General features: G+C 74.0%; 23 protein-coding genes. 11 read left to right on the top strand and 12 right to left on the bottom strand.

Features of this window, described 5'->3' with window-relative positions; translation table 11 throughout:
• Positions 1–48: 48 nt before the first annotated feature.
• A complete protein-coding gene (locus tag ACZ407_RS13560; protein ID WP_468128210.1) occupies positions 49–1704 on the bottom strand; it encodes a PP2C family protein-serine/threonine phosphatase in 1656 nt (551 codons plus the stop codon).
• A gap of 270 nt (positions 1705–1974) precedes the next feature.
• Here ACZ407_RS13560 and ACZ407_RS13555 point away from each other — a divergent pair, with 270 nt between their 5' ends.
• Entirely contained in the window at positions 1975–3033 is a 1059-nt protein-coding gene (locus ACZ407_RS13555; protein WP_468128209.1) for a helix-turn-helix transcriptional regulator, read from the top strand.
• Here the strand turns inward: ACZ407_RS13555 and ACZ407_RS13550 are convergent.
• From ACZ407_RS13550 to ACZ407_RS13540, 3 genes are all read right to left on the bottom strand, one after another.
• Positions 3024–4010: an SDR family oxidoreductase gene (locus ACZ407_RS13550; RefSeq protein ID WP_468128208.1), complete on the bottom strand. Its 987-nt coding sequence runs from the start codon at positions 4008–4010 to the stop codon at positions 3024–3026. The genes ACZ407_RS13555 and ACZ407_RS13550 overlap by 10 nt on opposite strands.
• A gap of 425 nt (positions 4011–4435) precedes the next feature.
• Positions 4436–5359 carry a pyridoxamine 5'-phosphate oxidase family protein gene (locus ACZ407_RS13545; RefSeq protein WP_468128207.1) on the bottom strand — a complete coding sequence of 308 codons (924 nt, stop codon included), beginning with the start codon at positions 5357–5359 and terminating at the stop codon, positions 4436–4438.
• On the bottom strand, positions 5356–6060 hold the full coding sequence (locus ACZ407_RS13540; RefSeq protein WP_468128206.1) for a hemerythrin domain-containing protein: 705 nt from the start codon (positions 6058–6060) through the stop codon (positions 5356–5358). Before ACZ407_RS13540 ends, ACZ407_RS13545 begins: the two co-directional genes overlap by 4 nt.
• Before the next feature lie 323 nt (positions 6061–6383).
• Here ACZ407_RS13540 and ACZ407_RS13535 point away from each other — a divergent pair, with 323 nt between their 5' ends.
• Both ACZ407_RS13535 and ACZ407_RS13530 read left to right on the top strand, forming a co-directional pair.
• Positions 6384–9896 (top strand): BTAD domain-containing putative transcriptional regulator, encoded by a 3513-nt coding sequence (locus ACZ407_RS13535; RefSeq protein WP_468128205.1) that lies wholly within the window; start codon positions 6384–6386, stop codon positions 9894–9896.
• 392 nt (positions 9897–10288) lie between these two features.
• A complete protein-coding gene (locus ACZ407_RS13530) occupies positions 10289–10813 on the top strand; it encodes a hypothetical protein (RefSeq protein ID WP_468128204.1) in 525 nt (174 codons plus the stop codon).
• 171 nt (positions 10814–10984) lie between these two features.
• Here the strand turns inward: ACZ407_RS13530 and ACZ407_RS13525 are convergent, their stop codons facing one another.
• The gene (locus ACZ407_RS13525) at positions 10985–11680 is read right to left on the bottom strand and encodes a TetR/AcrR family transcriptional regulator (RefSeq protein WP_468128203.1); all 696 of its coding nucleotides are present in this window, start codon (positions 11678–11680) and stop codon (positions 10985–10987) included.
• Positions 11681–11771: 91 nt separating this feature from the next.
• On the opposite strand from ACZ407_RS13525, the gene ACZ407_RS13520 reads away from it, so the two are divergent.
• Positions 11772–12818: an aldo/keto reductase gene (locus ACZ407_RS13520; RefSeq protein WP_468128202.1), complete on the top strand. Its 1047-nt coding sequence runs from the start codon at positions 11772–11774 to the stop codon at positions 12816–12818.
• Positions 12819–12861: 43 nt separating this feature from the next.
• On the opposite strand, the gene ACZ407_RS13515 is transcribed toward ACZ407_RS13520, so the two are convergent.
• A complete protein-coding gene (locus tag ACZ407_RS13515) occupies positions 12862–13392 on the bottom strand; it encodes a GNAT family N-acetyltransferase (protein ID WP_468128201.1) in 531 nt (176 codons plus the stop codon).
• Positions 13393–13660: 268 nt separating this feature from the next.
• On the opposite strand from ACZ407_RS13515, the gene ACZ407_RS13510 reads away from it, so the two are divergent.
• A complete protein-coding gene (locus ACZ407_RS13510) occupies positions 13661–14731 on the top strand; it encodes a tetratricopeptide repeat protein (RefSeq protein ID WP_468128200.1) in 1071 nt (356 codons plus the stop codon).
• A gap of 97 nt (positions 14732–14828) precedes the next feature.
• On the opposite strand, the gene ACZ407_RS13505 is transcribed toward ACZ407_RS13510, so the two are convergent.
• On the bottom strand, positions 14829–15395 hold the full coding sequence (locus ACZ407_RS13505; RefSeq protein ID WP_468128199.1) for a putative immunity protein: 567 nt from the start codon (positions 15393–15395) through the stop codon (positions 14829–14831).
• Positions 15396–15702: 307 nt separating this feature from the next.
• Here ACZ407_RS13505 and ACZ407_RS13500 point away from each other — a divergent pair, with 307 nt between their 5' ends.
• A complete protein-coding gene (locus tag ACZ407_RS13500) occupies positions 15703–16374 on the top strand; it encodes a hypothetical protein (protein ID WP_468128198.1) in 672 nt (223 codons plus the stop codon).
• Positions 16375–16743: 369 nt separating this feature from the next.
• Here ACZ407_RS13500 and ACZ407_RS13495 read toward each other — a convergent pair whose 3' ends face one another.
• Positions 16744–17718: a Mur ligase family protein gene (locus ACZ407_RS13495; RefSeq protein WP_468128197.1), complete on the bottom strand. Its 975-nt coding sequence runs from the start codon at positions 17716–17718 to the stop codon at positions 16744–16746.
• Positions 17719–17936: 218 nt separating this feature from the next.
• On the opposite strand from ACZ407_RS13495, the gene ACZ407_RS13490 reads away from it, so the two are divergent.
• The 3 genes from ACZ407_RS13490 to ACZ407_RS13480 all read left to right on the top strand — a co-directional run bounded on the left by ACZ407_RS13490 (position 17937) and on the right by ACZ407_RS13480 (position 20388).
• Complete coding sequence (locus tag ACZ407_RS13490; RefSeq protein ID WP_468128196.1) at positions 17937–18518, top strand: HAD family hydrolase; 582 nt, start codon at positions 17937–17939, stop codon at positions 18516–18518.
• 259 nt (positions 18519–18777) lie between these two features.
• A complete protein-coding gene (locus ACZ407_RS13485) occupies positions 18778–19065 on the top strand; it encodes a WhiB family transcriptional regulator (protein ID WP_468128195.1) in 288 nt (95 codons plus the stop codon).
• Between the two features lie 111 nt (positions 19066–19176).
• A complete protein-coding gene (locus tag ACZ407_RS13480) occupies positions 19177–20388 on the top strand; it encodes an FUSC family protein (RefSeq protein WP_468128194.1) in 1212 nt (403 codons plus the stop codon).
• Positions 20389–20410: 22 nt separating this feature from the next.
• Here ACZ407_RS13480 and ACZ407_RS13475 read toward each other — a convergent pair whose 3' ends face one another.
• The 3 genes from ACZ407_RS13475 to ACZ407_RS13465 form a co-directional block, all read right to left on the bottom strand.
• A complete protein-coding gene (locus ACZ407_RS13475; RefSeq protein ID WP_468128193.1) occupies positions 20411–20764 on the bottom strand; it encodes a hypothetical protein in 354 nt (117 codons plus the stop codon).
• 172 nt (positions 20765–20936) lie between these two features.
• The gene (locus tag ACZ407_RS13470; RefSeq protein WP_468128192.1) at positions 20937–22478 is read right to left on the bottom strand and encodes an SDR family oxidoreductase; all 1542 of its coding nucleotides are present in this window, start codon (positions 22476–22478) and stop codon (positions 20937–20939) included.
• Positions 22479–22639: 161 nt separating this feature from the next.
• Positions 22640–24286: a CocE/NonD family hydrolase gene (locus ACZ407_RS13465; protein ID WP_468128330.1), complete on the bottom strand. Its 1647-nt coding sequence runs from the start codon at positions 24284–24286 to the stop codon at positions 22640–22642.
• 196 nt (positions 24287–24482) lie between these two features.
• Between ACZ407_RS13465 and ACZ407_RS13460 the strand changes: the two genes are divergently transcribed.
• On the top strand, positions 24483–25199 hold the full coding sequence (locus tag ACZ407_RS13460) for a TetR/AcrR family transcriptional regulator C-terminal domain-containing protein (RefSeq protein ID WP_468128191.1): 717 nt from the start codon (positions 24483–24485) through the stop codon (positions 25197–25199).
• A gap of 110 nt (positions 25200–25309) precedes the next feature.
• Here ACZ407_RS13460 and ACZ407_RS13455 read toward each other — a convergent pair whose 3' ends face one another.
• Positions 25310–25735: a cytidine/deoxycytidylate deaminase family protein gene (locus ACZ407_RS13455; protein ID WP_468128190.1), complete on the bottom strand. Its 426-nt coding sequence runs from the start codon at positions 25733–25735 to the stop codon at positions 25310–25312.
• Between the two features lie 232 nt (positions 25736–25967).
• Here ACZ407_RS13455 and ACZ407_RS13450 point away from each other — a divergent pair, with 232 nt between their 5' ends.
• The gene (locus tag ACZ407_RS13450; protein WP_468128189.1) at positions 25968–26297 is read left to right on the top strand and encodes a trypco2 family protein; all 330 of its coding nucleotides are present in this window, start codon (positions 25968–25970) and stop codon (positions 26295–26297) included.
• Positions 26298–26300: the final 3 nt, after the last annotated feature.

The following is a 26300-nucleotide window of genomic DNA, read 5'->3' as shown; positions in this document are numbered from 1 at the left end:
CGGCCGAAGACGTCGGTGGACCGGCTCGGCGCTCTCGTACGGGGCGCCCTACCGGCTGATGTGGAGGACGCAGACGTCGTCGCGGCGGGCATCGGGGTCCACCAGCGCGGCCAGGACGCCGTTCAGGAGCGTGGTGCCGGCCTCCGGGTGCAGGGCCGTGCGGGCGAGGCGCTCCAGGCCGCCGTCGAAGTCCTCGCGGGGCTTTTCGATCAGGCCGTCGGTGTAGAGCAGGAGCTGGTCGCCGGGCATGAGGCGCACGGTGGCTGCTTCGTAGTGCGAGCGCGATGCGGCGCCCAGCAGGATGCCGTCCGGCGGTGCGAGGTAGCGGGCCTCGCCCCCGCGCAGGAGCAGGGGCGGGGGGTGTCCGGCCTGGACCCATGTGAGTACGGAGGTGCCGGGCTCGTAGCGCGCCATGATCATGGTGGCGGTGCTGAACGCGCGGTCCCCGCTGTGCAGCAGGAGGGTGTTCAGCCGGGTCAGGATCTCGGGCAGGGGCGTGCCGGTGACGGCCATGCCCTTGGCGGTGAAGCGGAGCTGGGCCATGGTGGCCACGGCGTCGAGGCCGTGGCCGGCCACGTCACCGACCACGATCAGGGCGTTGCCGTCGGGCAGTTCGACGGCGCTGTACCAGTCGCCGCCGACGGCAAGTCCTTCCTGGAGTGGCTGGTAGGCGACGTCCACGGTGAGTCCGGCGAGTTCGAGGGTCTGCTGGGTCTGCGGGAGCAGGGCGTGCTGGAGCCTGGCGGCGAGGTCGCGTTCGGCATCCAGCAGAGTGCGCTGGGCCGAGGCGGCCTTCTCGGATTCCAGGAGCCTGGCTTCGGCGTCCTTCACGGCGGTCAGGTCCTGGAAGAAGCCGTGGACTTCCACGGGCCGGCCGTCGACGTCCGTCTCGGCTTCGGCGACGATGCGCACGTGCCGTACGCGTCCGCTGGGGGTGGTGATGCGGAAGGTGTGGTCGATGGGACTGCCCTGGCCCAGCAGGCGGGGCACGACCTCGCCGAGGGCGGGCAGGTCGTCGGGGACGACATGGCGGGGCAGCTCTTCCAGGGTCATCGGCCCCAGGGACGGGTCCCGGTCGAAGACGGTGAAGGCTTCGTCGGACCAGGTGATGGTGTTCCGCACCAGGTCCCAGTCCGCCCACCCCATGCTGCCCAGGCGCTGCATCACGGTCAGGCGCCGCTGCTCGCGTTCCCCGGTGTCCAGGCGCACCCAGGAGACGGTCAGTCCGCCCCGGCAGGCCGCCGCCCGGACCGCGAAGCGGGAGTGCCGCGGGATGCCGGCGAGGATCTCCTCGTACTCGAACGGATCCCCCTGGTAGCGGGTCCCTGTCTGGAGGGCGTCGAGGTAGCCCTGCCACAGCGGGGAGCCGACCACGGTCGGGTAGGTGTGGACGACGCTGAGCCCCACGAGGTCTTTGCCCCGCCGGCCGCCGATGTCGACGGCGTCGGGTGAGGCCGCCAGGATGCGGAAATCCGCGACCTCGCCATCAGGTCCGTACTCCGGGGCCAGGAAGATCACCGATCCGGGGAGGCCGTCCAGGATCTCCTGCACCGCTGCCGGCGGCAGTGCCTCATCGGTCCGCGCGCCTGCCTCGGGAGGCCGGGAGGGCAGATAGCGGCGGGACGAGAAGACCGAGGCGCCGTCGGCTTCACCGGGGCCGCTGTCTTCCGGGCCCGGTACCGAGCGCCCCGCGTTCCCCGTCATGGACCGAGCATGTCACACGTCGCGGTCGGGGCTGCGCCCAGGCGGCCGCGCGGACGGCCCGTGCCGGACTGCCGGGCCGATTCCGAGCGGGACTCCCGCCGTCCGCGGAAGGCCTGCGTACGGGTTCGGCCCCGGCAGATCCACCCGAACGAGCCCGCCCCGCGCGGGTGACACGCAGTGGGCGGCACACCGCGGAAGGCGGGGGTTGGCGAGGGCGGAGCAGCGGTGGCAGGTGGAGGGGTCGTTTGCCGGGTGGGTGATGCTTGGGGGATGCGTGCTGCCCGTCTGATCCGCATGGCTCTCCTGATCCAGTCGAACCCCGGCCTGACCGCGGCCGCTCTCGCCCGTGAGCTGGAGGTCTCCGAACGGACGGTGATCCGCGACGCGCAGGCGTTGCAGGAGGCCGGCGTCCCGGTGCGCTCGGAGCGGGGGCGGGTGGGCGGGTACTTCCTTGCTGCGGGATACCGGACCCGGCTCACCACGCTCCATCCGAGCGAGGCGGAGACGCTGTTCCTGTCGGGTCTGCCGTCGGCGTTGCGGGACCTGGGGCTGTCGGACGCGGCGGAAACCGCCCGGCTGAAGCTCACCGCGACCCTGCTGCCGTCGGTGCGCAGGGCTGCGGAGTCGTCAGTGCGCCGCTTCCACCTCGACGCGCCGGCCTGGTTCCGCGAACCCGCCACCCCGGAACTGCTGCCGGAACTCGCCCGCGCGGTGTGGGCGGACCGGCCCGTCGAGCTGTCGTACGTGCGCCCGGGCCGGGACGGCGCGCCGTCCTCCGTCGTGGCGCGGGTGGTGGAGCCGTACGGGCTCGTGCTGAAGGCGGGCACCTGGTACGCCGTCGTCCGCGTCCGCGGTGGGCGGGAGGATCACGAGGGCGGCTGGCGCACCTACCGTGTCGACCGGATCGCCTCACTCGGACCCGCTGCCGGAGCAGAGGAGCCGTTCCTGCGTGATCCGGGCTTCGACCTGGCCGCACACTGGGAGGCCCGTTCGGCGGCCTTCGCGCGCGCCTTGCTGCGCACCACCGTCACGGTCCGGCTGACCGACGCGGGACTGCGGCGGCTGCCCGCCGTCGCGGACCCGGCCGCCGTCGCGGACGCGCTGGCCTCCGCGAGCGGCCCGGACCCCGCCGGCCTGGTCACCCTGGACCTGCCGACGGAATCCGAGGACGTCGCCTTCGATCAGCTGGCCGGGCTGGGCCCGGACGCCGAGGTACTGGCCCCCGCCCGCCTGCGCGGCCGCTTCCGTGAGCGCGCCGCAGCCCTGGCCGCCCTCTATCAGGCCGACTGGCGGGCGGCGGAAGCGGAGGAGCCCGCGGATCAGCGGTAGTCCTCCGGGGCGGCTTCCCGGCTGCGGTCGAGGGCCTCGAAGTACGCCCACGCGTCGGGCCGGCTGCCGTCCACGTCCGTCACCCCGTACGCCCGGGCGAGTTCCGCGCTGGAGGTGGACTTGCCGTTCCACCGCTTCGCGCGGTCCGGGTCGGCGGCGAGCGCCGCGACCGTGCGGGCCAGGTAGGTCGGGGACTCCGCGATCGCGAAGGCCGGCTCCTGGGCGATCGCGTCACGCCAGTTCTCCTCGCTCACCCCGAAGTGGGCGAGCATCTGCTCCGAGCGCAGGAAGCCCGGCGAGACGGCGACCGCCGTGCCCCCGTACTCCGCCAGCTCCTGGCCCAGCCCGAACGCGAGGCGGATCGGGGCGTTCTTCGCCAAGTCGTAGTACATGTTCTCCCGGTAGCGGCGGTTGGAGTGCGCGGTGCCGTCGGTGACCTCCACGTGGAGCGGCGCGTCGGAGCGGATCAGCAGCGGCAGCAGCAGCGCCGCCGTGATCACATGCGAGCGCACTCCGAGCTCCAGGATCCGCAGGCCGTCGGCGAGCGGGGTCTGCCAGCTCTTCTTCCCGAACACCGAGGCGACCAGAAGGTGCTCGCCGCCCCACAGGTCGTTGACGAGGACGTCGAGCCGCCCGGCCTCACGTTCGATCCGCTCGGCCAGGGCGCGTACCTGGGCTTCGTCGAGGTGGTCGGTGGGAACCGCGATCCCGGTGCCGCCCGCGGCGCTGACCAGTTCGGCGGTCTCCTCGATGGTCTCGGTGGTCCGGCCGACCTCGCTGGGCCGCTCCCTGGTGGTGCGGCCGGTGACGTAGACCGTCGCGCCCGACCGGCCCAGCTCCACGGCCTGGGCCCGACCCGCCCCGCGGGTGGCACCCGCGACGAGCGCGACCCGCCCCGCGAGCGGACCGGCCGCGCCGCTCCGTCCGGTCTTCCGAGTGTGCTGGGTGTGCTGGTTGGTGATTTCCGTGTGGGTCATGCCATCGAGCATCCACGCTAAACCCGACAGACCATGTCACCTTTTTCTTCCGGCGTAACGCTCCACCACGATTGCCGCGAGTACTTGCTCCATCTGCGGACCGGGCGGGGCCCCCGCCCGGTCCGGAGAGCTTGGGCAGACGGGCGTACGGCCTCGGGTGGTCTCGGGGCGCGGGGAGGCCCGGGCCATCCGCTTGAGCGGCACCGGGGAAGCGGCCTCGGGGCGGCCTGGTGGTTCATCGCCATGGACCGCGCCTGCCAGATGCAGCTCCTCGCCGACCTCGTCTGCGAACAAGAGCCCGATGTCCTGCAGTAGCGCCACGGCCGCGGCCCCCGGCGTACGCAGGTCCCTGCGGCCCCGCGCGCGCCGTGCCGGGCGGCGGGGGCCGCCGAGGGTGAGGGGGGTGGAGGCGTCAATGCCTGCGGTCAGTCCTGGTCCGGCCTGGCCAAGGACCGGAAGCGGTCCCACTGGACCTCGGGTCGGGGCAGGGAGCGGCGCTTCAGGTAGCGGTCGGTGGAGGCCTTGGCCCGCCGCAGGACCGATACGGCGTCGCGCGCCGAGCCCGAGCCCATGGGTTCCACCACGTGCGTCGGCACCAGGACGAAGTCCTCTCCGGCACGCCGGAGTTCGCCGCGCACGAGGGCGTTGTACATGTGGTTCAGCAGGGCGTCGTGGCGGTGCACCAGGAGGGTGGCCGGGCCCGGTGCGGCGGCGCAGTCGGCCGGTACGGACAGCCGGTACCCGGCCGGCCCGGCCACCGGACGGGTCCGGGCCAGCACGGGCGCACCGGATGCGTCCCGCGCGGCCAGGACGGCCGTGGGAAAGCGGCCGAGCTGCGAGGATCCGGGCAGGGAGACTCCGGGCCCGATCGCGGGCGACGCCGGTCCGGCCGGCTGCGCCAGGGGCGGCCGGACGCGCACGGCGTCCGGCTCCACGGTGATCAGCAGCCGCAGGTAGTACCAGCCCATGAGGGGTCTCATCGGAAAGCGGACGTATCCGCGGCTGTGGGGCTGGCGCGCGAACAGGGTCCGCCAGTAGTCCTCGGCCCCCTGGGGTCCGGTCATGACCGTGTCGGGGCATGCGGCGCGGCCGGACACGAGGATCTGCGGGGGGCCGTCGAGCCCGCTGCCCGTCGGGTCGGAGAAGAGCAGTGCGACGCGGCCGTCCCGGCGGATGTTCAGCGCCTTCTGCGCGAACGCGAGGGACGTGGTCAGCAGCAGCGTGCCGTCCGGCCGGCGGCGGACCGCCGTCGGCCACGCCGCAGGGGTGCCGTCCTTGGCCAGGGTGGCGAACTCGCAGGTCCGGTAGGCGTCCAGGACGTCGAGCGGCGCCGAAGCGAGGACGGTCACCGGCCCGTCCCTCCGTCCAGCGGCGCGCGCAGGGCACGGCACGCGGCGGTGTACTGGCGCCGGCCGAAGGCCCGCCACAGGAGGCGGCCGATCAGGGGTGCCCTGTCCAGGAAGTACGCGCGCTCCTGCGGGTCGGCGTCTTCCAGGAGCGAGCCGAGGGCCAGCATGAGCTTGTCCTTGGGAACCGTCTCCATGCCCCGGCGGCCCACTGCGTCCCACTCGGCGACCGACAGGTGCTCCTCCACCAGCGGCAGAACGAGCCGCTCCTCGTCGTCGAGGTGCTCCAGGAGCGCGACGCGGTGCTCTTCCAGGGCCCGTACGAGCTCCTCGCCGGCAGCACCGTCGGCGCTCCGCTGCCAGGTGGGCGCCTGGCCGGTCACCGCGGCCAGGCTCCGGTCGATGCGGGCGTGCTGCTCCTCCATGCGCACGACGATGTCCGTACCGTCCGCGAGTGTGCGGGCCCGCTCGCGCAGCAGCGGCCAGATCGTCTCGTCCTCGACGGTGTGGTGGTGGTGCAGGCCGGTGACGTACTCGGCCAGGTGGGCGCCGACGACTGCGGCACGCTCCACCGCGCCTTCGGGTACGGCCCGGACCAGCTTCGGCAGGAGGGCCGACTCGCGCCGGAAGACGCGGTGCACCACGACCATTTCGTGGGTGTAGGGACGCCCGGGGACGGGGCTGGGGAAACTGCTCTGGGACACGCTCGACTGCTCCGTGACGGGTGGCGGATCGGATGGGAGCAGCGTGCAGGGCGCCGCTTGGCGTCTGCTTCGGGCGGACTTGGCGCCGGCTTGGCGGGTTCTCGCCGCCGCTCGCCGCCCCGCCGCCCTGCGCCCCCCCGCGACCCCGCCGACCCCGCCGACGCCGCCACCATCGTCTTGCCGGCCGTCCACATCAGCTCTGAGCAGGGACGTTTACTCCTCGTCCAATGATCGTTTCGGCGCTGTCCGGTAGATTCCCGGACGTGTTGCGCATACGAGTTCTGGGCCCCCTGGAAGCCGAGAGGGAAGGCGTCCCGGTCCCCTTGGGAGCCCCTCGGCAGCGTGCCCTGCTCGCCCGACTCCTCGCCGCCCGCGGCGCCGTGGTGTCGGTCGACCGGCTCGCCGAAGACCTGTGGCGCGGCAACCCGCCGCCGAAGGCCACCGCTTCCCTGCACGCGTACGTGTCCAACCTGCGCCGCCTCGTGGAGCCCGAGCGGCCGCCCCGCGCGCCCGCCCGCGTCCTCGTCACCGCCGCACCGGGGTACGCCCTCCGGCTGCCGAGCGAAGCGGTCGACGCCCGGCGGTTCGAAGCACGCCTGGAACAGGCGCGCACGGTCCCCGCCCCGCAATCCCGCCACCTGCTGGGCGAGGCACTGTCCTGGTGGCGCGGCCCCGCGTTCCAGGAACACGCCGACGAGCAGTGGGCGGCGCCCGAAGCCGCCCGGCTCACCGCCCTGCTGGGGGACGCCCGCGAGCTCGCCGCAGCGGCCGAGCTGCGCAGCGGGTCCCCGGCCGAAGCGGCCCGGGCGGCCACCGCCCTCGTGGAAGCGCACCCGCTGCGGGAGGAGGGCTGGCGGCTGCTCGCCCTCGCCCACTGGGCCTGCGGGCGCCAGGCCGACGCGATGGCTGCCCTGCGCCGCGCCAAGGCCGTACTGCGCGAGGAGCTGGGCTGCGACCCCTCCCCCGTACTGGCCGGCGTGGAGCGGGCCCTGCTGGACCAGCGCGTGGACGTCCTGCAGGCCGCGACCTCACCGGCTCCCGACACGTCCGACCCTCTGGTGCCGGCGTCGGCCGTACGGCCCCACCCGTCAGGTACGGGCGCCACCGCCCACGACCGCGACACAACGAACGACCGCACCGCCGCCACGCACGACCGCGCCGCCGCGAACGACCGCACCGCCACCACCCGCGACCGCGCCGCCGCGGTCGGCACCAGCGCCGTCGGCACCGGCGGCGCGGACCCGCACGTCCCGGCGCCGGAAGCGGCCGCGGTGCACACCGCGAAGCCGTTCCTCGGGCGGGAGGAGGAACTGCGCACCGCCTTGGCCGCCGCGCGCACGGCACGGGCGGACGGCGAGCTGGTCCTGGTCACCGGCGAGGCGGGCGCCGGAAAGTCGGCCTTCCTCGCCCGGCTCGCCGACCGGCTGGCGGTCGACGGCTGGACGGTCGTGGTGGGGCGCTGCCCCGAATACGAAGGAGCGCCGCCCGCCTGGGCGTGGGTCGAGGCACTCGGCGCACTCGCGCGCACCGCACAGCCCGCGCCCCCTGCCGAACTGGCCGTGCTCCTGCACGAGCCTGATGCCGCGCCCGCCGCCACGCGCGACGAAGCGACCGCAGGCCGCTTCCGCATGCACCGGGCGTTCGCCGCCTGGCTCTCCGCCGCGGCCGCGGACAAGCCGCTCGCCGTGCTGCTGGAAGACCTCCACCGCGCCGACGCGGAAACACTGGCGCTCCTGGAGGCAGCGGCCGCCCTCACCGGCGTCCCCCTGCTCACCGTGGCCTGCTACCGCCCGGCCGAGGTCGGTGAAGGGCTCGCGAAGACCCTCGCCCAGCTCGCCCCGCGCGCCCCGCACCGGATCGCGCTGGGCGGTCTGCCGGCCGACGCCGTCGCCACCGTCGTCGCCGCGGTCTGCCGCACTCCTGTGGCCCCGGCCACCGTGGCCGCGATCGCCGCACGGACCGGCGGCAACCCGTTCTACGTATGGGAAAGCGCCCGCCTCCTGGAAAGCGAAGGCGCCCTGGTCGCACTGTCGGACGTGCCCCAAGGGGTCCGCGACGTCCTGCGCCGCCGGCTGGCCCTGCTGCCCGAGGCTGCCCTCACCGCCCTGCGCCTGGTGGCCGTCATGGGCACGGAGACCGACGCGGCACTGCTGGTGGAGGCAGCCAGCACCGACGAGGAGACCCTGCTGGAAGGACTCGACGCCGCCCTCACGGCCGACCTGCTCACCGAGCCCGGGCCGGGCCGGGTCGCCTTCGTCCACGCCCTCGTGCGCGACACGGTCTACACCGACCTCACCGGAATACGCCGTGCCCGGCTGCACGACCGCATCGCCGCGGTCCTGCGCCGGCACCGCCCCGACGACCTGGCGGCGCTGGCCCACCACTTCGCCCGCTCCGGCCGGACCTCCAACGCCCCGCTGGCCGTGGACTACGCCCTGCGCGCGGCCGAACTCGCCGAGCAGCGGTACGCCCACGACATCGCGGTCGGACTCATCGCCCAGGCGCTCGACGTGCACACGGCAGCCACCGCGGACCCGCGAACGGACCCCGCCGCAACCATCGCCCTCATGGTGCGCCTGCTCACCGCCCAGGTCCGGGCCGGGGCCACGGACGCGGCACGCCACACCCGGCAGCGCGCCGTGGACCTGGCCGTACAGGCGCACCGCGACGACCTGGTGGCAGCCGTCTACGGAGCCTGGACCGAGCCCTCCCCCTGGCGCAGCAGGCTCGAAGGCCGCTTCGAGCCCACCGCCCTGGCCCGGTTGGAACGCCTCGCCGAGGACCGCGCCCTGGACAGCGCAACCCGCGCCAGGGTCCTCCAGGTTCTGGCGGACGCAGTGGCCGGCGAGAACGCAGCACGCGCCCGCGACGCGGCCGACGCACAGCTGGAACTCGCCCGCGCCTCCGGAGAACCCCGGCTGCTGGCCTCCGCCCTGATGACCTCGGCCAAACTCCTCCCCCACGAACGACACACCGAGGACCGCGACCCCCTCGTCACGCGCCTGCGCCACCTGGCAGCCGAGCACGACCTGCCCGCCTACCGGTGGGTGTGCGAGCACCTCGACGCCATGACGGCCGCCGGCCGCAACGACCCGGCGAGCGTCCACCGGCACACGCGCGAGGGCCTGCGCCTCGCCGACCAGTACGGAATGCTCTGGGCGCGCGGCATCAACGCCACCACCCGGGCCATGCTCGCCGCCATCGCGGGACGGTTCACCGAGGCGGAGGAGCGCTACGCCCAGGCCGACGAACTGTTCCGCCGGGTGGGTGCGCACCACGCGAACGGGCCGCGCACGCTGGGCCTGTGGACGATCCGCTTCACCCAGGGCCGGACCGCGGACATCGAGCGCAGCGTCCGCGAGGTCCACGCGGCGGTCGGCGCACCGGTGGCCGTGGCGCACGCCCTCCTGCTGGCCCGCCAAGGGCGGCTGGAGGAAGCGCGCGAGGTCTCGTTCCCCGCCCGGCCGGTGACGGACCACCTCTACGGCATCGAGCTGGACTACCGGAGCGAACTCGCCGTCCGCCACGGGGACACGGCCACGGCCGGCATGCTGATCGGGCACCTGCTGCCCCTGCGGAACCAGTTCGGCGGCGCAGCCGGCGGAGCCTATGCCACCCGGCCGCTCGCGCAGCCGCTGGGCGACCTGTACCGCCTGCTCGGTGAGCGGACGGCGGCGGCCGACGCCTACGCCCACGCAGAACGCGTCGCCCTGGCCTGGAACTCCCCGCACCACGCCGCGTCCGCTCGCCGCGCCGCCGCCGAGCTGTCGGCCTCGCCCTCTGTTCCCCGCGGGTGCACACCAGGCCGTGCTGCAACCGGGCCGGCCGCCCGGTGAAGCGCCGGCGGCCGGGCGGCGGGGGCGCGCTCAGCCTGCCGGGGTGGCGGGCGTGCCAGGTCCGGCCCGACACCGCCGCGCTCCGCACCGGCGCAACCCGTACGCACCGAGTCCGTCCCGTATCGTCGGAGCGGGCGTGGGAGCGGGCGTCGCACCGGGCGTCGCATCGGGTGTCGCAGCGGGCGTCGGAGGGGCATCAACCTCAGAACTCCATCAGGTCTCGTTGACGTAAGCCCCTCGGCGTGCGACAAAGGCCTCAGGCAGCCGTACTCACTCCGCCGGAACGGCGCCGACGGCTTCCCCTCGCTCGCGCCCCGGCCCCGCCCTGCGGCCCCGCGCCGCAGGGTTCCGCTTGCGTCGGCATGCCGGCACCGCACGACAGGATTTTCGATGTGACCCCTACTTCCGCATCGGCTGCACCGGGCCGTACCTGGACGGTGCGCCTCACCGGCTATGCCGACCACACGGCGTCGGTCAGCTGCAGCAGCGCCGCCTGCCGCATGCCGGCGCGCTCGCGGGACACCGCGTCCCTGCGGCGCTTCGCCGCGGACCACGCCAAGGCCCACGCGCGCCTGGCGGCCCTCCGCCCCGGCACCTCGTGCGCGTGCGGCTCCGCGCAGTGCGCGTGGCACGAGAGCAGCCCCGCGCAGTGCACCGCGGCCACGCTCCTGGTCCTCGTCCACAATCCGGCCGTCGGGCAGGTCTGGACGCTGGCCGAGGTCTGCCAGGCCTGCGCGCGGCAGATCCCGCACACCACGATCCTCGGCAGGCCCGCGGTGCCGGCGCCCGCGGCGCCCTCCGCAGCGCCGCAGGGACCGCGCGTCGCGATCCCCGGCGGGTTCTCCTCTCCCGGAGCCGCGTCCGAACCCTCGACCGCTCGGCGTCGGCCGCGCCGCGCACCGCGCCGTACGGGCTGACCGGCCGTCGCCTGCCGGGCTCCCCCTGGGCGGGGTGGCCGTGGCTGCTGCGCCTGCCGCGGCTGTTGGCGGCAGCGTCCCGTCGTGGCATGGGTGCCGGGTGGCCGTGCCGTGGGCCGTCCGGGTTCCGGAGCCTGCCGCAACTCGCGGCGCACGGACCCCGATTGAGGGTCAGGCGCCGGCGGTCGAGTACGCGCCTGCCCGGGCCGCGGCCGCGGCGGCGCGGGCGGCGGTGGCGGCGAGTTCCGGGGTCAGCGGTTCCGGGGTGGTCAGCAGGCGGTAGTAGAGCGGGGCGGAGACGGCCCTGACGACTTCGGCGGGATCGGTGCCGGCGGGGAGTTCGCCGCGGGCCACGGCCGCGGTCACGCACGGGGCCCATTCGGCGACCCGGATCCGGTAGAAGCGGTGCAGGGCGTCCGCGGTGCGCGGATCGGTGGCGGCCGCCGCGATGACCGCCTTGAACAGGGCGCCCTGGCGGGGGTCGGACAAGGTGGTGCGGACCAGTTCGGCGTTGGCCAGGAGGTCCCCGTCCAGGCTGCCGGTCTCGGTGCGCGGCACGGACTCCTCCGCCATGTGCGCCAGCAGGTCTGCGACCAGGCCCGTGGTGGTGGCCCAGCGCCGGTACACGGTGGTCTTGCCGACCCCGGCCCGGCGGGCGACCTCGGCAAGGTCGAGTCCCGCGAGCCCGGACTCGGCGATCAGGTCGCCCGCCGCGTCGAGTACGGCCGCGCGGACCCGGGCGGTACGGCCCCCGGGCCGAAGGGTGCCGGGGTCGGCGGGCTGCCCCGCCCTGCCTGGGTCTCCCTCGGCGGGCTGGTCCGCCTCCCGCCCCGCGGGGAGCTCCCGGGGTGTCACTTGATCCGCCATAACGGGACTCCAGTTCCATTACTGCCGTACGACTGCTACCTTGGGACCATCTTAACGGGGCCACAGTCCCATTAGAGAACTGGGGGTTGTCATGGAGTACAGGAGACTCGGTACGTCCGGCCCGGAGGTCTCCGCGCTGAGCTTCGGAGCGGGCACCTTCGGCGGCTCGGGCCCGCTCTTCGGGGCCTGGGGCGACACGGGCGTGCGCGAGGCCCGGCGCATGGTGGACGTCGCCCTCGACGCGGGCATCACCCTTTTCGACACGGCCGACGTCTACTCGGCCGGGGCCTCGGAGTCCGTCCTCGGCGAGGCGACGCGCGGCCGCCGGGACCGGCTCCTGCTGTCCACCAAGGCGGGACTGCCCACCGGGGACGGTCCCGGGGAGGCGGGCACCTCCGGGCCCCGGCTGGTACGAGCCGTAGAGGAGGCGCTGACCCGGCTGGGGACCGACCGCATCGACCTGTTCCAGCTGCACGCCTTCGACGCGGCGGTACCCGTGGAGGAGGTGCTCGAAGCCCTGGACGGGCTGGTCCGTGCGGGCAAGGTGCTCCACGTGGGCGTCTCCAACTTCGCCGGCTGGCAGCTCATGAAGTCCCTGGCCGCCGCCGAACGCGACGGCCGCCCCCGCTACACCGCACACCAGGTGTACTACTCCCTGATCGGCCGGGACTACGAATGGGACCTGATGCCCCTCGCCCGGGACCAGGGGGTGGGCGCCCTGGTGTGGAGCCCGCTCGGCTGGGGCCGCCTGACCGGGAAGGTCCGCCGCGACCGCCCGCTGCCGGCGGGCAGCCGCCTGCACGCCACCGCCGACTACGGTCCGCCGGTCGATCCGGAGCTGCTGTACGACGTGGTGGACGTGCTCGGCGAGGTCGCGGCCGAAACCGGCCGGACCGTCCCGCAGGTGGCCCTGAACTGGCTGCTGGGGAGGCCCACCGTCGCCTCCGTGATCATCGGGGCCCGCAACGAGGAACAGCTGCGCCAGAACCTCGGCGCGGTGGGGTGGTCGCTGACCCCGGAGCAGACCGCGCGCCTGGACTCCGTCAGCCACCGCCCGGCCCCGTACCCGCACTTCCCCTACGAACGCCAGGAAGGCTTCACCCGCCTCAACCCGCCCATGCTCCCCCGGCCCGCCTGACCGGGAACGTACGGCGGACCGGGATCCGGCACCGGCACGGGCGTCAGGGCCTCATCAGGCCGCCCACCCACCAGTCGTGCGGCTTGCCGTCGTTGGCGATGCTGCGGTTGCGCAGGGTTCCTTCCACGGTGAAGCCGAGCTTCTCGGCGACGGCACGCGAGCCCGTGTTCCCGGCCATCGCCCACCATTCGATGCGGTGGACGTCGAGCGCGGCCCAACCCCAGTCGCACAAGGCCCGGGCGGCCTCCACCGAATACCCGCAACCGCGCTGCTCCTTGACCGCCCAGTAGCCGAGTTCCCAGACTCCGCGGCTGATGAGGGTCAGGCAGTACGAGCCGACCAGCGCGCCGGTGTCCTTGCGGAACGCGCCGAGGGTGTAGTCCCTGTCCGCGGCCCAGTGAGCGGGCAGCTTCTCGCAGACGAGCTCTTCCGCGTCGGCACGCCGGTACGGCACCGGCACCGGCGTGTAGAGCTGGATGTCCTCGTCCTGGCAGGCTTCGTGCACCGCCTCCACGTCGGCGGGCGTGAAGGCCTGCAGGACCAGACGGTCGGTCTCAAGCGTCACCGGTTCCATCGCGGCAGTATGACCGCCAGCGGCAACCGGCAACCAGCGAATATCCCGGCCCCGCATCGCTCGCCACGGGCCCGGGCCCCGCTCGATTCCGGTGGCACGGACGAGCGCTACCATCGAACGGGCGAACGGACCCCGGAGCTGCAGTTCCCTCCGTTCCCCAAGACCCCGAAGGACACCGGGACGCTCAACGCGGCGACCCGCAGGTCCTGTTCTGGCCGGCGCCGGTGGCGAACCTGCTCGGCGTCACCCACGACCGGGACGAGGTCCGATGAGCCGGGCTCTGCAACAGGCCGTCGTACTCTTCGACTTGGGGCGCCACGAGCAGGCCGCCGCGCTCGCCGCCCAGCACCTCGCCACGACGCCGGACGACGCGGCCGCACTCGTGCTGCTCGCCCGCTGCCGGCACCGCCTCGGCGACGAACAGCAGGCGCTCACCAGCGTCGAACACGCCCTGCGCGTCGCCCCCGAGTCGCCGAGCGGATGGCTGACGTACAGTCACGTCCTGCTCGCCTTGAAGGAGTACGAGCAGGCCGAGCAGGCCGCCCGGCGCGCCGTCGCACTCGCCCCGCACCACTGGGGCAGCCACTACACCCTCGGTGTCGTCCTCGACGGCGGCGGGCGCAAGAAGCACAGGCGGGCCGCGCACGAGTCGGCCCGCACGGCCGTCGCCCTCGCACCCGAGGAGAGCCACGCCCACTTCCTCGTGGGCCTGACCGCGCAGCGCACCGGCAACCACCGGGTCGCCCGGCAGGCGTACGAGACGGCGCTGCGGCTCGACCCGGAGAGCAGCGCAGCCCACTACAACCTCTCCCTGCTCCACCTGCGCCGCAGCTGGCTCCGTCCCGGCTCCTGGGCCCGGGCCGCCGAGGGCTTCGTCCAGTCCGCCGCCCTCGACGTGGACGACCGCCAGGCCCGCCACACCCTGGAGACCATGGCCTGGGGAACGGTCTCGGGATCCCGCTGGGTGGCCCTCGCCGGAATGATCGCCGTGTCGTGCGGCTCCGCCCACCTGCGTGCGGGCGCCGCCGGCCTCGACGCCCTCGCCACCTACCTGGTGTGCGCGGCCGTACTCCTCGGCAGTTGGGGAGGCTGGCTGCTGTGGCAGAGCCGGCGGGTGCCGCCCCACCTGCGCCGCCCCCTCCTGCTGGTGTCGCGCGGCAGCCGTCAAATCCGCGGGATGGCGTTCGCCGTCGCGCTGCTCATCGTCCACTCGTCCCTGGTGCTGGTGTTCTGGCGCAGCGCCCTGTTCAGCGCGCTCGCGATTCCCCTGTTCTTCTTCGCGATCACCATGTCCGTGGCGGGCCACACCGCCCTGCGGCAACGCGAACCGTCGGCGTAGGGCCGGAGAGGCTGCGCCTGCGCGGCGGGCCCCGGCGCTCGCCACTGAACGGGCGGGCGGGCGGGCGAGGTGGGGCGTACCAGGTGGACGTACGAAGTCACTCCGTGAGGGCGAGTGAGCGGAGGGCGGTGTCCAGGGTGCGGGTCAACTCGCCGACGCGTCCGCCGCCGCTCGGTGCGGGCGGGAAGCGTGTGAGTACGTCGATGACGGACGGGGTGGCACGGTGCAGCACCCGTTCGAGGTGTTCGGCACCCACGCTCCGGTCGTCCCCGGCGGCGAGTTCGACGGCTCTGGCCGCGTGGGCACCGGCTCCGAGGATGTGCTTGACCTGGGTGCTCTTGGCCAGCGGGTGGAGGTACGCAGCGCCTGCCGCGGACATCGCCGCCCGAGCCGCCTCGCCCGCCGCCGCGGTGTCTGCGCCCTTGGCGGCCTTGAGTGCCGCCCAGGCGGTGTCGCGCAGCGCCTTCCCGCGCTCACCGCCTCGCGCGAACTCCCATGCGGCGCCGATCGCGTTTCGAGGCCGCACGTCGTCCGGTTGAGCGCCTTCGAACACCTCCAGCACCCCTTCCGCACACGCCGCAGCGAACGCGGTGACCGCGCGGAGGTCTTGCTTGCTCAGGGCGATCTCGCCGGACTCCCCTGCCGTGTCCCCGTCCTCGACCATGGCCCAAGACAGTACTCGCCGTGATCCACATGCGCGTCATATGCACATGTGCCTGAATGAAATGGGGTGAGCCGACTCCTGATCGCCCAGGTTCGGATATTGAATCCGAAATCGCTTCTTCCTGTGCGAAGTCAGCGTGTGAGCACCGGGCCGGTGCCGGCAGATGCCGGCGGATCACCCGCCCACCCGATGAAGAACACCTCTGCGTCGGCCGTGTGCTTTTTCCACGCCGACCGGGAGAGGGGAATGTGAATTCACCATGACCGAGCAGATGCATCGAAGAATTCAGGAATCAGACCATGCGGAGATGACGGCTCGCGTTCGCGAAAGCCTGGCGGAATCGGGCATCGACTCGTTCGACGCGATCGTGGAACGACTGGCCGCCACCGCACCGCGCATCACGCGCGAGGATCACATCATGATGATCGGCCATGCCGACGGAGATGCCCAACTCCCTCCCCGGCCGCACCGGCCGCCCGAGATGGCAGTGGTGATCGACGGCGAGACGAACGAGCCCGAGACGGTCCACGAGTTCGACGGCCAGCCGCTGTACTCGACACCGGGCCTCGACGGGAAGGGGAACGAGGTCCTCTACATGTTCACCACGCTGGAGGGGATCAGGGACCACCTCGTCACCGCTGCCCGCCACAGCGACATCGGCACCACCAACCCGGACTCGCTCTCGGTCGACTCGCACTACTACGAGCACGACGACCTCGGTGGAGACTGGCTGCAGAACGGCCCCGGAAGAGGGTGGCGAGACCTCAAGAAGGTGCCCCGTGGGGCCTTCGGTCTGGGCGACTGGAATGACATCATCTCCTCGGTCGACTGGTGCCGCTGGCACATCACGCTGTTCGACAGGCCCAACTGGGGCGGCTCGCGGCTCGAACTGCCGGCCGGTCTCACGCGCTACCACCTGAGCAAGTTCGGCTGGAACGACTGCGTCTCCGGAACCGTGAACTGGGGCAGGCGGTTCTGAACCGTCACCGCCGGCCCGGCCGGCGGCCCGCCCCGGCACGGGCCGAGCGGGTCCGACGGGTCCGGGTGATGCGGGGAACCGGCCTCAGGGGGTGGGCCGGCGGTGCCGGTGGCGGAGCGGGGCGGGTGACTCCTGCGCCGTCGCGTGCGGATGCCCGCTGCGCCCGCGTGCCGGAGCAGCGGGCGCGGCGGGCGGCATCCTTCGGGGTTCAGCGGGCGCACCCGAGTTCCCGGTGCGTGCGGGACCGGTGGTCCTCGGCTTCATGGGCGCCTGGCACCACGTCAACGTCGGGCCCCGCTCCGGGAACACAGCGATGCCGACGCCGGCGGACGACGCGGCGGGGTGGAACCCCGCGGGCCGTCACCGCTGTCAGGCGTCCGCCGCGCGGGCCGGACGGTCCCCGGCCGCCCGGGACAGCGCTTGCGCCGTCTTCTCCACGTCGGCGCCCAGCCCGATCGCCACGGCGGCCGCGCCCAGGACACGGGACAGGTGCCGGGCGCCGGACGCGCGCAGCGCGACCCGGGCGTCGCAACCGGCCGCGACCAGGAGGAACGAGGCCCGGCCCGCCCGATCGGTCCCCACGTCCACCGCCCGTACGAAGCACCCCGGTGCGGTGCCGAACGTCACGAGCTGCGCACGGGTGCGGGAGGCCAACGCGGCCGCCGGCGGGTCGTCGACGTCGAGGACGGCCAGCCCCTTGCTCGGGAGGGCCTCGACCAGTTCACCCGCGGCCCGGGAGGACCTCTCTCGGCCGTCGCTTCCACCGCCCTGGGCGGCCCCCGCATCGAGGACCAGGCCGACCATCGGCGGGGCGATGCGCGTGAGGCGGGAGACGTGGTCGGGGCTGCCGGCGGCCATCTCCAGCACCAGGAACTGCCATCCGGAGCCCAGTCGCGTCACGGCCAGCGGGACGGCGAGTCCGTCGTCGTACGGCTCCGTGGCGGTGATCGTCGGCCGGAGGGCGGGCAGCAGGCGCGAGAGGAGCTCCTTCGCGGCCCTCGTCCCGTCCGCCGAGCCGGCCAGCCCGATCACCATCGCCTTCTGGGCCCTGGCCAACACGGCACACGCGAGCGCACCGAGGGCCTCCCGCACGTCGTCGACCACTACAGCGGGCACACCCACCGGACGGGTCGCGAGCACCGCCGCCGCACCGGCCCCGACAGCGGCGCCCGCAAAGGCGTGCCCGTCGCCGTGCGCACCGGTCAGCGCAGCGAACAGGCCCCCGCGCACGACCGCCCGCGGGTCGACGACTGCCGGCCCGGTCACCAGCGCGCCCGGGTCCGGCACGTCGTACAGGCGCCCTCCGACAGCGGCGGCAATGGCTTCCAGCGCAAGAGGGATCACAGGGCTCCTCCACATCGGCGTGACCTGCCCGGACGGTACCGGCCGGCGGCCAGCGGCGGTGGCCCTCTGCGAGGGGGCGGCCCTGCTGTTCGCCTCCGCGGGGGACGGCCGGGGTGAATCCCGAGACCGAGAGGTCCCCAGGTGGTTCCGCGGGCGGGGGTCGGACCGGGATCATGGGGATCCTGCCGGAAGTCGGCACGAGGGAATCGGGGGATCTCATGAAGTTGTTCGCTCGCGTGGCCGCGGTGGTGCTCACCGCGGCGACGATGCTCGCGCCCGCCGGGTCGGCTTCGGCGGACGGGCCGGTGCCCGAAGGGCGGGTGCCGGGCTGTTCGGTGGTCTGGTTCGACCTCGGTGACACCCTGGTCGACACCTCCGACCGGGCCCACCTCACGTACATGCGGGGCGCACTGCGGTACCTGCGGCAGCTGCACTACACCGGGGTGCCGGTGGGCATCATCACGAACGTGCCGCCGAGCTGGGGTGCGACCGATGCCGAACGGGCGGAGGCGACGAAGAAGTACATCGCGGCGAGCTGGTCGGAGGCGGAGCCGTTCGTCTGGGAGTACTTCGGCGAGCGGATCCTGACACCGCGCAGCGCCGAGGAGTCCAAGCCGGCACCGGCCCTGTTCCGGCGTGCCGTCGAGAACTCCGGCGGCTGCCGGGCCGTGTTCGAGGGCGAGAACCCCGACGAGGTCACCGCGGCCACGGCGGCGGGCATGCTCGGCTACCAGGTAGGCCGGAGCGGGCGGCCGGCCTACCTGCCCCTGCACCGGGTACTGCTGCCCTTCCTCGGCTGAGACCGGCCCGCGTCCAGGCGTCCCGCCGTCGTCCCGGAGCCCGGCCTCCGGGACGACGGCAGCGGCGGCATCCGCCGACCGGGTCAGGACGCGGGCGCGTACCGTTCCGGAGGCGTCGCACGGGGCGGAACGGGGAGGAAGATCGCGGTCACGCAGGAATTGCCGGGCCCGAGGGTGCATGAACGTTCCGTTCCCGGTCATACGGGCAGCACCGGGCGGTCGTCGGCAGGACCGCCCCCACCGGAAGGACAGCTGCCCCATGGCCTCCACCGCCCTCACTCCCACGCCCGGACACCACGACAGCGGAACGGGTGGAGGTGCCTGGCGGGTAGCGGAGGCCGAGCGGTTCACCGCGGCCACGCCGGAGCACTGCGCGGCCGCCCGGGCGGGCGACGCGGCCGCCAAGGAGATCTGCGGCGGCTGCCCCGTCCGCATCCCGTGCCGCCGCCACGCCCTCGCCCAGCGCATCCCGTACGGAGTGCGCGGGGGCCTCACCGCGGACGAACGCCATGTCCTGCTGCTCCCCACGGGCGTCGAACCGTCCTGAACGACCGGCCGGAAGGTAACGTCCGGCCGGTGGGGACTGCGCGCGTGCGGCGGCTGCCGCCCGGACGGCAGCCGCCGCGTACGGGGGCGAGGAGGGGGCAGACGCCCGATCATGACGGAACCGATCACCCGGCTCGCCCGCCTCGCCCGTCGCCACCGGGAGCCCGTCGTCGTCCAAGCCGTCCGGTCCACCGCGGCCGCGGTCCTCGCGTACGTCGTCGCCCTGCGCCTGAGCAGCGAGCCCGCGCCGCTCACCGCGCCGCTGACCGCCCTGCTCGTCGTCCAGGTCACCCTGTACTCGACCCTGACCACCGGCATCCGGCGGATGAACTCGGTGGTCGCGGGCGTCGTCATCGCCATCGGATTCAGCGCGCTGGTGGGACTGAGCTGGTGGAGCCTGGGCCTGCTGATCCTCGCCTCGCTGCTGGTCGGCCACCTGGTGCGGGTGGACGAGTTCGTACCCGAGGTGGCGATCAGCGCGATGCTCGTCCTGGGCGTGACGCGGGTCGCCGCCACCGCCTGGGACCGCATCCTGGAGACCCTGATCGGCGCCGCCGTCGGCCTGCTGGTCAACCTCCTGGTCGTCCCGCCCGTCTGGGTGGGGCCGGCCGGCGAGGCGATCACCGGCCTCGCCGCGCGGATGAGCCGCCTGCTGGACCACATGGGCCGGACCCCGCTCGGTGCCACCGACCTGGGGCAGGCCGCCGCGCGCCTGCACGAGGCGCGCCGCCTCGACAACGACATCGCCGAGGTCGACGCCGCCCTGCGGCAGGCCGAGGACAGCCTCAGGCTCAACCCGCGGGTCAAGGAGGGGCTCCTCTTCCGGCTGGTGCTGCGGACCGGGCTGGACACCCTGGAGATCTGCGCGGTGGTGCTGCGCGTGGCCTGCCGGACGCTGACCGACCTCGCGCGGGCCCAGCCGGCGGGGAGCCCGGGCCCGGAGCTGCCCGCCGGTGTGCACGCCGCCCTGCGGAGCGTGACGGAGCACACCGCCGTGGCCGTGGAGAGCTTCGCCGAGCTGATCGCGGCGGAGGTCAGCTCGAACGCCCAGGAGGCGGAGGCGCGGCTGGCCCGCGAGCTGGCCGTCGCCCGTGCGAGCCGGGACGAGTTCGCCGTGCTGCTGCTGTCCCGGGTACGCGAGCATCCGGCGCAGTGGCAGCTGTACGGTGCCCTGCTCGCGGAGATCGACCGGGTGCTGGACGAGCTGGGGGTCGAGAAGCGCAGCGAACGGCTGATGGAGGAACTCGACCGGCACGCACGTGCCCGCGGGAGCCGCGGCCTGAACCTGCGTGCCCGGCTCCGGTCGGGCCGCGGTACCGGCTGACGGGGCAGGGCGGCCCCTCTCCTCAGCGGAACTCGTGGACCACCTGGATCTCGCCGACGATGCGGGCGTTGAACTCGTCCAGCTCCTCGGCCGGGATCCAGAGCTCCAGGATCGTCTGCCCGCCCGCCTGCCGGACGGGGTACCGGCTCAGGAACTCCGACTCGACCTCGAACCGGGTGACGAAGCCCGCGCCGTCGTGCTTCACGTTCCAGTCCCGGGCGATCCTGATCGCGTAGTCCTCGTTCAGGACGGGGTAGAAAATCGGCTGCTCGGGCAGCCGGGGCGGCCATGCACGCCAGTCCAGCTCCCGCACCAGATCCAGCTCCTCGGGGCCGGTGGGGCGCCAGAGGGTGGTCGTTGCCTGCCGGCTGCTCATGTACATCACTCTCAACGCGGGCCGCGGGCACGGCCGGACGGGTCGGGAGACCGGACGATACCGGCACCTCGAACGCGGCAGCCACGCAGTTTCCGCGGCGTGGGCGCGAGGCCGAATGAGCAGGTCCGGCAGCTGCACACCGCCACCGGAACGTGCGCGGGTGCCCGCTTGGTCAGCGGGAACGGTCGGTGAGGCGTTCTGCGGCGCGGGTGATGTTGCGGGCCATGCCGCCGAAGACCACGGCGTGGAAGGGGGACACGCTCCACCAGTACAGGTGGCCGAGGAGGCCGCGGGGGTGGAACAGGGCGCGCTGGCGGTAGCGGGTGCCGCCGGTGCGCGGGTGCGCGTCCACGTGCATCTCGAGCCAGGCGAGGCCGGGCAGGCGCATCTCCGCACGCAGGCGGAGCAGCCTGCCCGGTTCGATCTCCTCCACCCGCCAGAAGTCCAGGGAGTCCCCCACCCGGAGCCGGGCGGCGTCGCGGCGGCCCCGGCGGATGCCCGCGCCGCCGACCAGGCGGTCGAGCCAGCCTCGTACGGCCCAGGCCAGCGGGGCGGAGTACCAGCCGTTCTCGCCGCCGATGCCCTCGATGATCTGCCACAGCTCGCGCGGGCCGGCGCTGGTCTCCCGCGAGCGGTGGTCGGTGTAGAGGCTGCCGCCGGCCCAGTCGGGATCGGTGGGCAGCGGGTCGCTGGGGGCGCCGGGCAGTGAGGCGTTGGACCAGCGGGTGGTGACGTTGGCTTCGCGGACCCGCTGGAGTGCGAGTTCGAGGGCGCGGTCGAACGGCATGGGGTGTCCGGGAACGTCGGGTACGTGGCGGGCGATGTCGTGCTCCTGGCAGACCACCTCGTGCCGCAGTGACTCGGCAAGGGGCCGGGCCAGGGCGGGCGGGACCGGGGTGACCAGGCCGATCCACAGGCTGGACAGCCGCGGGGTGAGCATCGGGACCCGGAGGATCAGCCGCGGCGGCAGCCCGGCGACCTCCGCGTAGCGGCGCATCATCTGCTCGTACGTGAGGACGTCGGGTCCGCCGATGTCGAAGGTCCGGTTGGTCTCCGGGGGCATGCGGGCGCTGCCGACGAGGTAGCGCAGCACGTCCCGTACGGAGATGGGCTGGACCCGGGTGCCGACCCAGCTCGGGGTGACCATGACCGGCAGCCGCTCGGTGAGATAGCGCAGCATCTCGAAGGAGGCGGAACCGGACCCGATGACCACGGCGGCCCGCAGGACGGTGGCAGGTACGGGCCCGCTCAGGAAGATGTCGCCGACCTCGGCGCGGGAGCGCAGGTGCGGGGAGAGCTCGCCGGGGGCCTTTCCGGCCGGGACGAGGCCGCCGAGGTAGACGATGCGGCCCACGCCGGCGGCGTGGGCGGCTCGCGCGAAGGTACGGGCGGCCTCCCGGTCGCTGTCCTCGAAGCGGGTGCCGCCGTTGAGGGAGTGGACCAGGTAGTAGGCCACCTCGATGCCCTGCAGGGCGGCGGTGGTGCCGGCCTCGTCCGTGACGTCCCCGCGGACGGTCTCGACGCGGCCGGCCCAGGGCTGGTCGCGGAGCCGTTCGGGTGAACGGGCCAGGCAGCGGACGCGGTGACCGGCCGCCAGCAGCTCGGGGACCAAGCGGCCCCCGATGTAGCCGGTCGCGCCGGTCACCAGGCAGTGCAGAGGCGCTGGGCGTGCTTGCGGGCTCTCGTCCACGTCGGCCTCCTGTGCAGGCGCCATGGAGCGTCGCGTGTTCCGCGCACCGGTGGGGACACGGGCCGCGAGACCCCGGGACCACCGAAGCTATACGGCCGCGCACCCGTCGTCAGCTCGGACACTCCGGCCCGGAGCCGGCCGTCGGAGCAGTCGGCCCGTTCGGCATCACGGGTACTCGTTCGGCATCACGGGTACTCCGGTCCGGTCCGGGCCACCGGAGCAGTCGGCCCGTTCGCGTTCGCCGGCAGCGCCAGCGAAGAGTCCGTGTGGAGGGTGAGGCGGGTGGGGGTGAAGGCGGTGGCGTCCAGCGGGGAGTGTCCGCTGCCGGGGTTGCGGGCGTAGCGGGGGTGGGCGCCGCCGCTGATCTGCCACCGTATGCGGTGGCCGGGCTCGAACCGGTGGGCGGTCGAGCTCATGGGCACGGTGAGGTGCGAGGGCTCGCGGCCGTCCGTGCGGAGGCGGCCGAGGCCGTCGCAGACGTTGACGGAGCGGCCTTGGGCGTCCACGTCGCACAGGCGGGTGAACACGTCGGCATGGCCGGTGTCCGTGGAGATGGCGAGGCGTGCCGAGACCGGTCCGAGGATCTCGACGGGCTCGGTCAGCGGCGGGCCCGTGAACGTCAGTACGTCGTCCCGGGACTCCAGGGCGGTGTTGTCGCGCGGACCGGCGGCGGGCGAGAGCAGGGGTCCGCCGACGGACGGGGTGGGGTCGGCCGGGTCGTAGCGGAACGAGGCCAGGGGGGCGGAGTCCGTGGGGGCCTGCCGGGTGAGGTGCCCTTCCGCGGTGGGAAACCACGGGCTGTGGGCGGCGGTGGCCGGCGGCGGCCAGTCGTCGAGATCCCGCCAGGCGTTCCGGCCGCCGATGTGCACGCGCACCCGGGTGGGACGCAGGCCGGCGGGGTCGGCGCACAGGTGGGCGCGCAGCCAGGCGAGGGTCTCGGCGAACACCTCGGGCCAGCCCTGCTGCAGGGCGGAGGTGTGGGTCCAGGGGCCGACGAGGAGGGCGGTCTCGCATCCGGCCCGGCGCAGGCGTCCGTACATCTCGAAGGTCTGGTCGGCGAGGGCGTCGTGCCAGCCGGTGATGAGGCTGGTGGGCACGCCGAGCCGTTCCGCCGCGCCGGCCAGAGAGGCGCCGTGCCAGTACGCGTCCTCCGCGTCCGGGTGCGACATCGCGTCGTCGAGCCAGGGGATGTCGCCCCCGAGGGCCTGCGCGTACGCCCCGCGCAGGGGCCGTGCGGTGGTGACCTCGCGCATGCGGCGCTGCAGTCGCAGAGTCGCCCTGAGGAACGGGGCCAGGCCCCGGTGCTGGTAGGTCATGCCCACGCCGACGGCGAGTGCCGTCTGCAGGCGGAGCGCGCCGTGCGTGTGGAAGAGGGCGTGGGGGTCGTGCAGGCCCACCTGGACGGCCATGGCCTTCAGTTCGGGTGGCGGGTCCATGGCGAGGGCCCACTGCACGTAGCCCAGATAACTGGGCCCGACGGTGCCCAGGGTGCCGTTGAACCAGGGCTGCTCGCGGAGCCAGGAGACGGTGGCCCGGCCGTCGGCGGGCTCGTTGCGCCACAGGTCGAACGCGCCTCCCGAGCCGCCGGTGCCGCGGCAGCTCTGCAGGACCACGTGGAAGCCCTGTTCGGCGAAGAGCAGGCCGTACATCGGGGACCACGGCAGGCCCCGGCCGTAGGGCGAGCGCACCAGGAGGGTGGGGAAGTCGCCCGCGGTGCGCGGAAAGTAGTGGTCCGTGATCAGCGGGGTGCCGTCGCCGGCCGGCACCGCCAGGCCCGGCTCCCAGCCGACCTCGTGCAGTCCGGCCGGCAGGCGGCGCCAGGCCGCCCTCATCAGGCGTGGGGCGAGGGGCGGTTTCCCGGGCGGCGGCGCCCAGGCCGGCTTCGGCGCGGGATGGTGCGTGCGTGGCATCAACGTTGCCCTCCTTCATTTCCGTACGATGTACGAGAATAGAGCATGCTTGACTGGGCACCGCGAGGGCCGCCGATCAGGGAAGCCGGTCTCGGGAAGGGAACAAGGAGCGTGGACCATGCCGCGTGACGGTGGGGCCGACGCCCCGGGCATCGACCCCCGGCAGCTCTGGCCTGCCTCTGTCCCGCCGCGCCGAGGCCGCAAGCCCGCCTACAGTCGCGAGGCGATCACCGCGGCCGCCGTCGCCCTGGCGGACGCCGAGGGGCTCGAAGCAGTCACCATGCGGAGCGTCGCCGCACGGGTCGGTGCCGGGGTCATGTCGCTCTACAGCTACGCCCCCGACAAGGAGACGCTGCTGCACCTGATGGTCGACCACGTGAGCGGCGAACTGCCGACCACGAACGCGCTCAGCGGCGACTGGCGCGCCGATCTCAAGGCCATCGCCCGCCTCCAGCGGGCCCACATGCTGCGCCACCCCTGGCTGCCCGCGGCGCTGTCCACCCGCCGCATCCCCGGACCCCGCACGCTGGCCTTTCTGGAGCACGCGCTCGCGGCCCTGCGGCCCGCCGGACTGGACGGCGCGGCGAAACTGGAGGTGTTCGCCCAGCTCACGGCGTTCGTGGCCGGGCACGTCGGCCACGAACTCGCGCAGGCCGCAGCCGCGCAGTCCCCCGAGCGGGCCGCGGCCGAGGCCCGCTACCTCGCGGCCGTCGCCGCGGACGGCCACCACCCGGAACTCGCCGAGGCCCTCTCGGCCCCCGGCCGCCCCCTCACACCGGAGGCCACCTTCACCCGCTTCCTCGACCGCCTGATCGACGGCCTCGACACCGGCTGACCGCGCACCACCGTCACCGTCCCCGTTCGGCCGGACGAGCAGCCCGCGGCGCTCAGGCGGGGAGGGGCGGACGGCGGGGTGGCGGTTTCGGAACGTGCGGGGCGGGGCGGTTATCCGGCGTCGAGCTGGTGGTCGGACCAGACGTAGGCTTCGGGCAGCAGGTCGGTGATCGGGACGGCTCGGACGCGGTCGCCTGTGCCGACGATGACCTCGAGGGTGGGGAAGTAGTCGAGGAGGGCCTGACGGCAGCGGCCGCACGGGGGGACGACCCCGCGGTCGCGGTCGCCGACGGCGACGATCGTGTCGAGCTCGTAGACGCCCTGGGCGGCTGCCGCGCCGATGAGGACGAGCTCGGCGCAGGGGCCTCCCGTGAAGTGGTAGGCGTTCACGGCTGTGACGATCCGGCCGTCCCGGGCGCGGGCCGCGGCCGCCATGGTGTGGTTGTCGCCCCGGCAGCGGGTGCGGGCGATGTGCGCGGCGGCCTCGATGAGTTCGCGGTCGAGGGGGTGGGTCTGGGTCTGGGTCTGCGTGGGCATCTCTTCGGCTTCTCTGCGTGCGTCGGTGTCAGCTGTCCTGCCTCGGCTGTCAGTTGACCTTCACGCGTGCGACGCGGGTGTGCAAGCGGATATCGGCAGTGTGCTCGTTCCGCCGGACGACGGTCCCAGGCGCGCGCGGAGTGGGATGGGCCTTCGTGATCGCCTGCGTGGAACGTTCATGTGCTTCTAGGCTCAGGCTCAGGGGAACACGCAGTCGAGGCGGGTGGGGTTCGTGGAGATCGGGTTGGCGGACGCGGTGGCGGCGGTGCGCGACGAGCTGCTGGAGGCCGCGGCGCGCGCCGCCGGGCAGGACATCGCGTTCGTGGTGGGGCCGGTGGAGATGGAGTTCGAGGTCGAGCTGCGCGCGGATGCCAAGGCGAAGGCGGGCTTCCGGGTGTGGGCGGTGGCCGGGGATGCGGAGGCGGGCGTCTCCCGGGGCCGCACGCACAGGGTGTCCTTCACCCTCACCCCCCGGCATCCGCACGGCGGTGATCTACTGGTCGGCGGGGCGGCGGGGCGGGCTCCGGGCCCCGGGGACGCGAGCGGGCGGATTCCGGACTGACCG

The sequence above is a fragment of the Streptomyces sp. NPDC030809 genome, assembly GCF_055572195.1.
The sequence above is the reverse complement of the archived record's forward strand: the minus strand, read 5'-3'. Positions and strand labels throughout refer to the sequence as shown.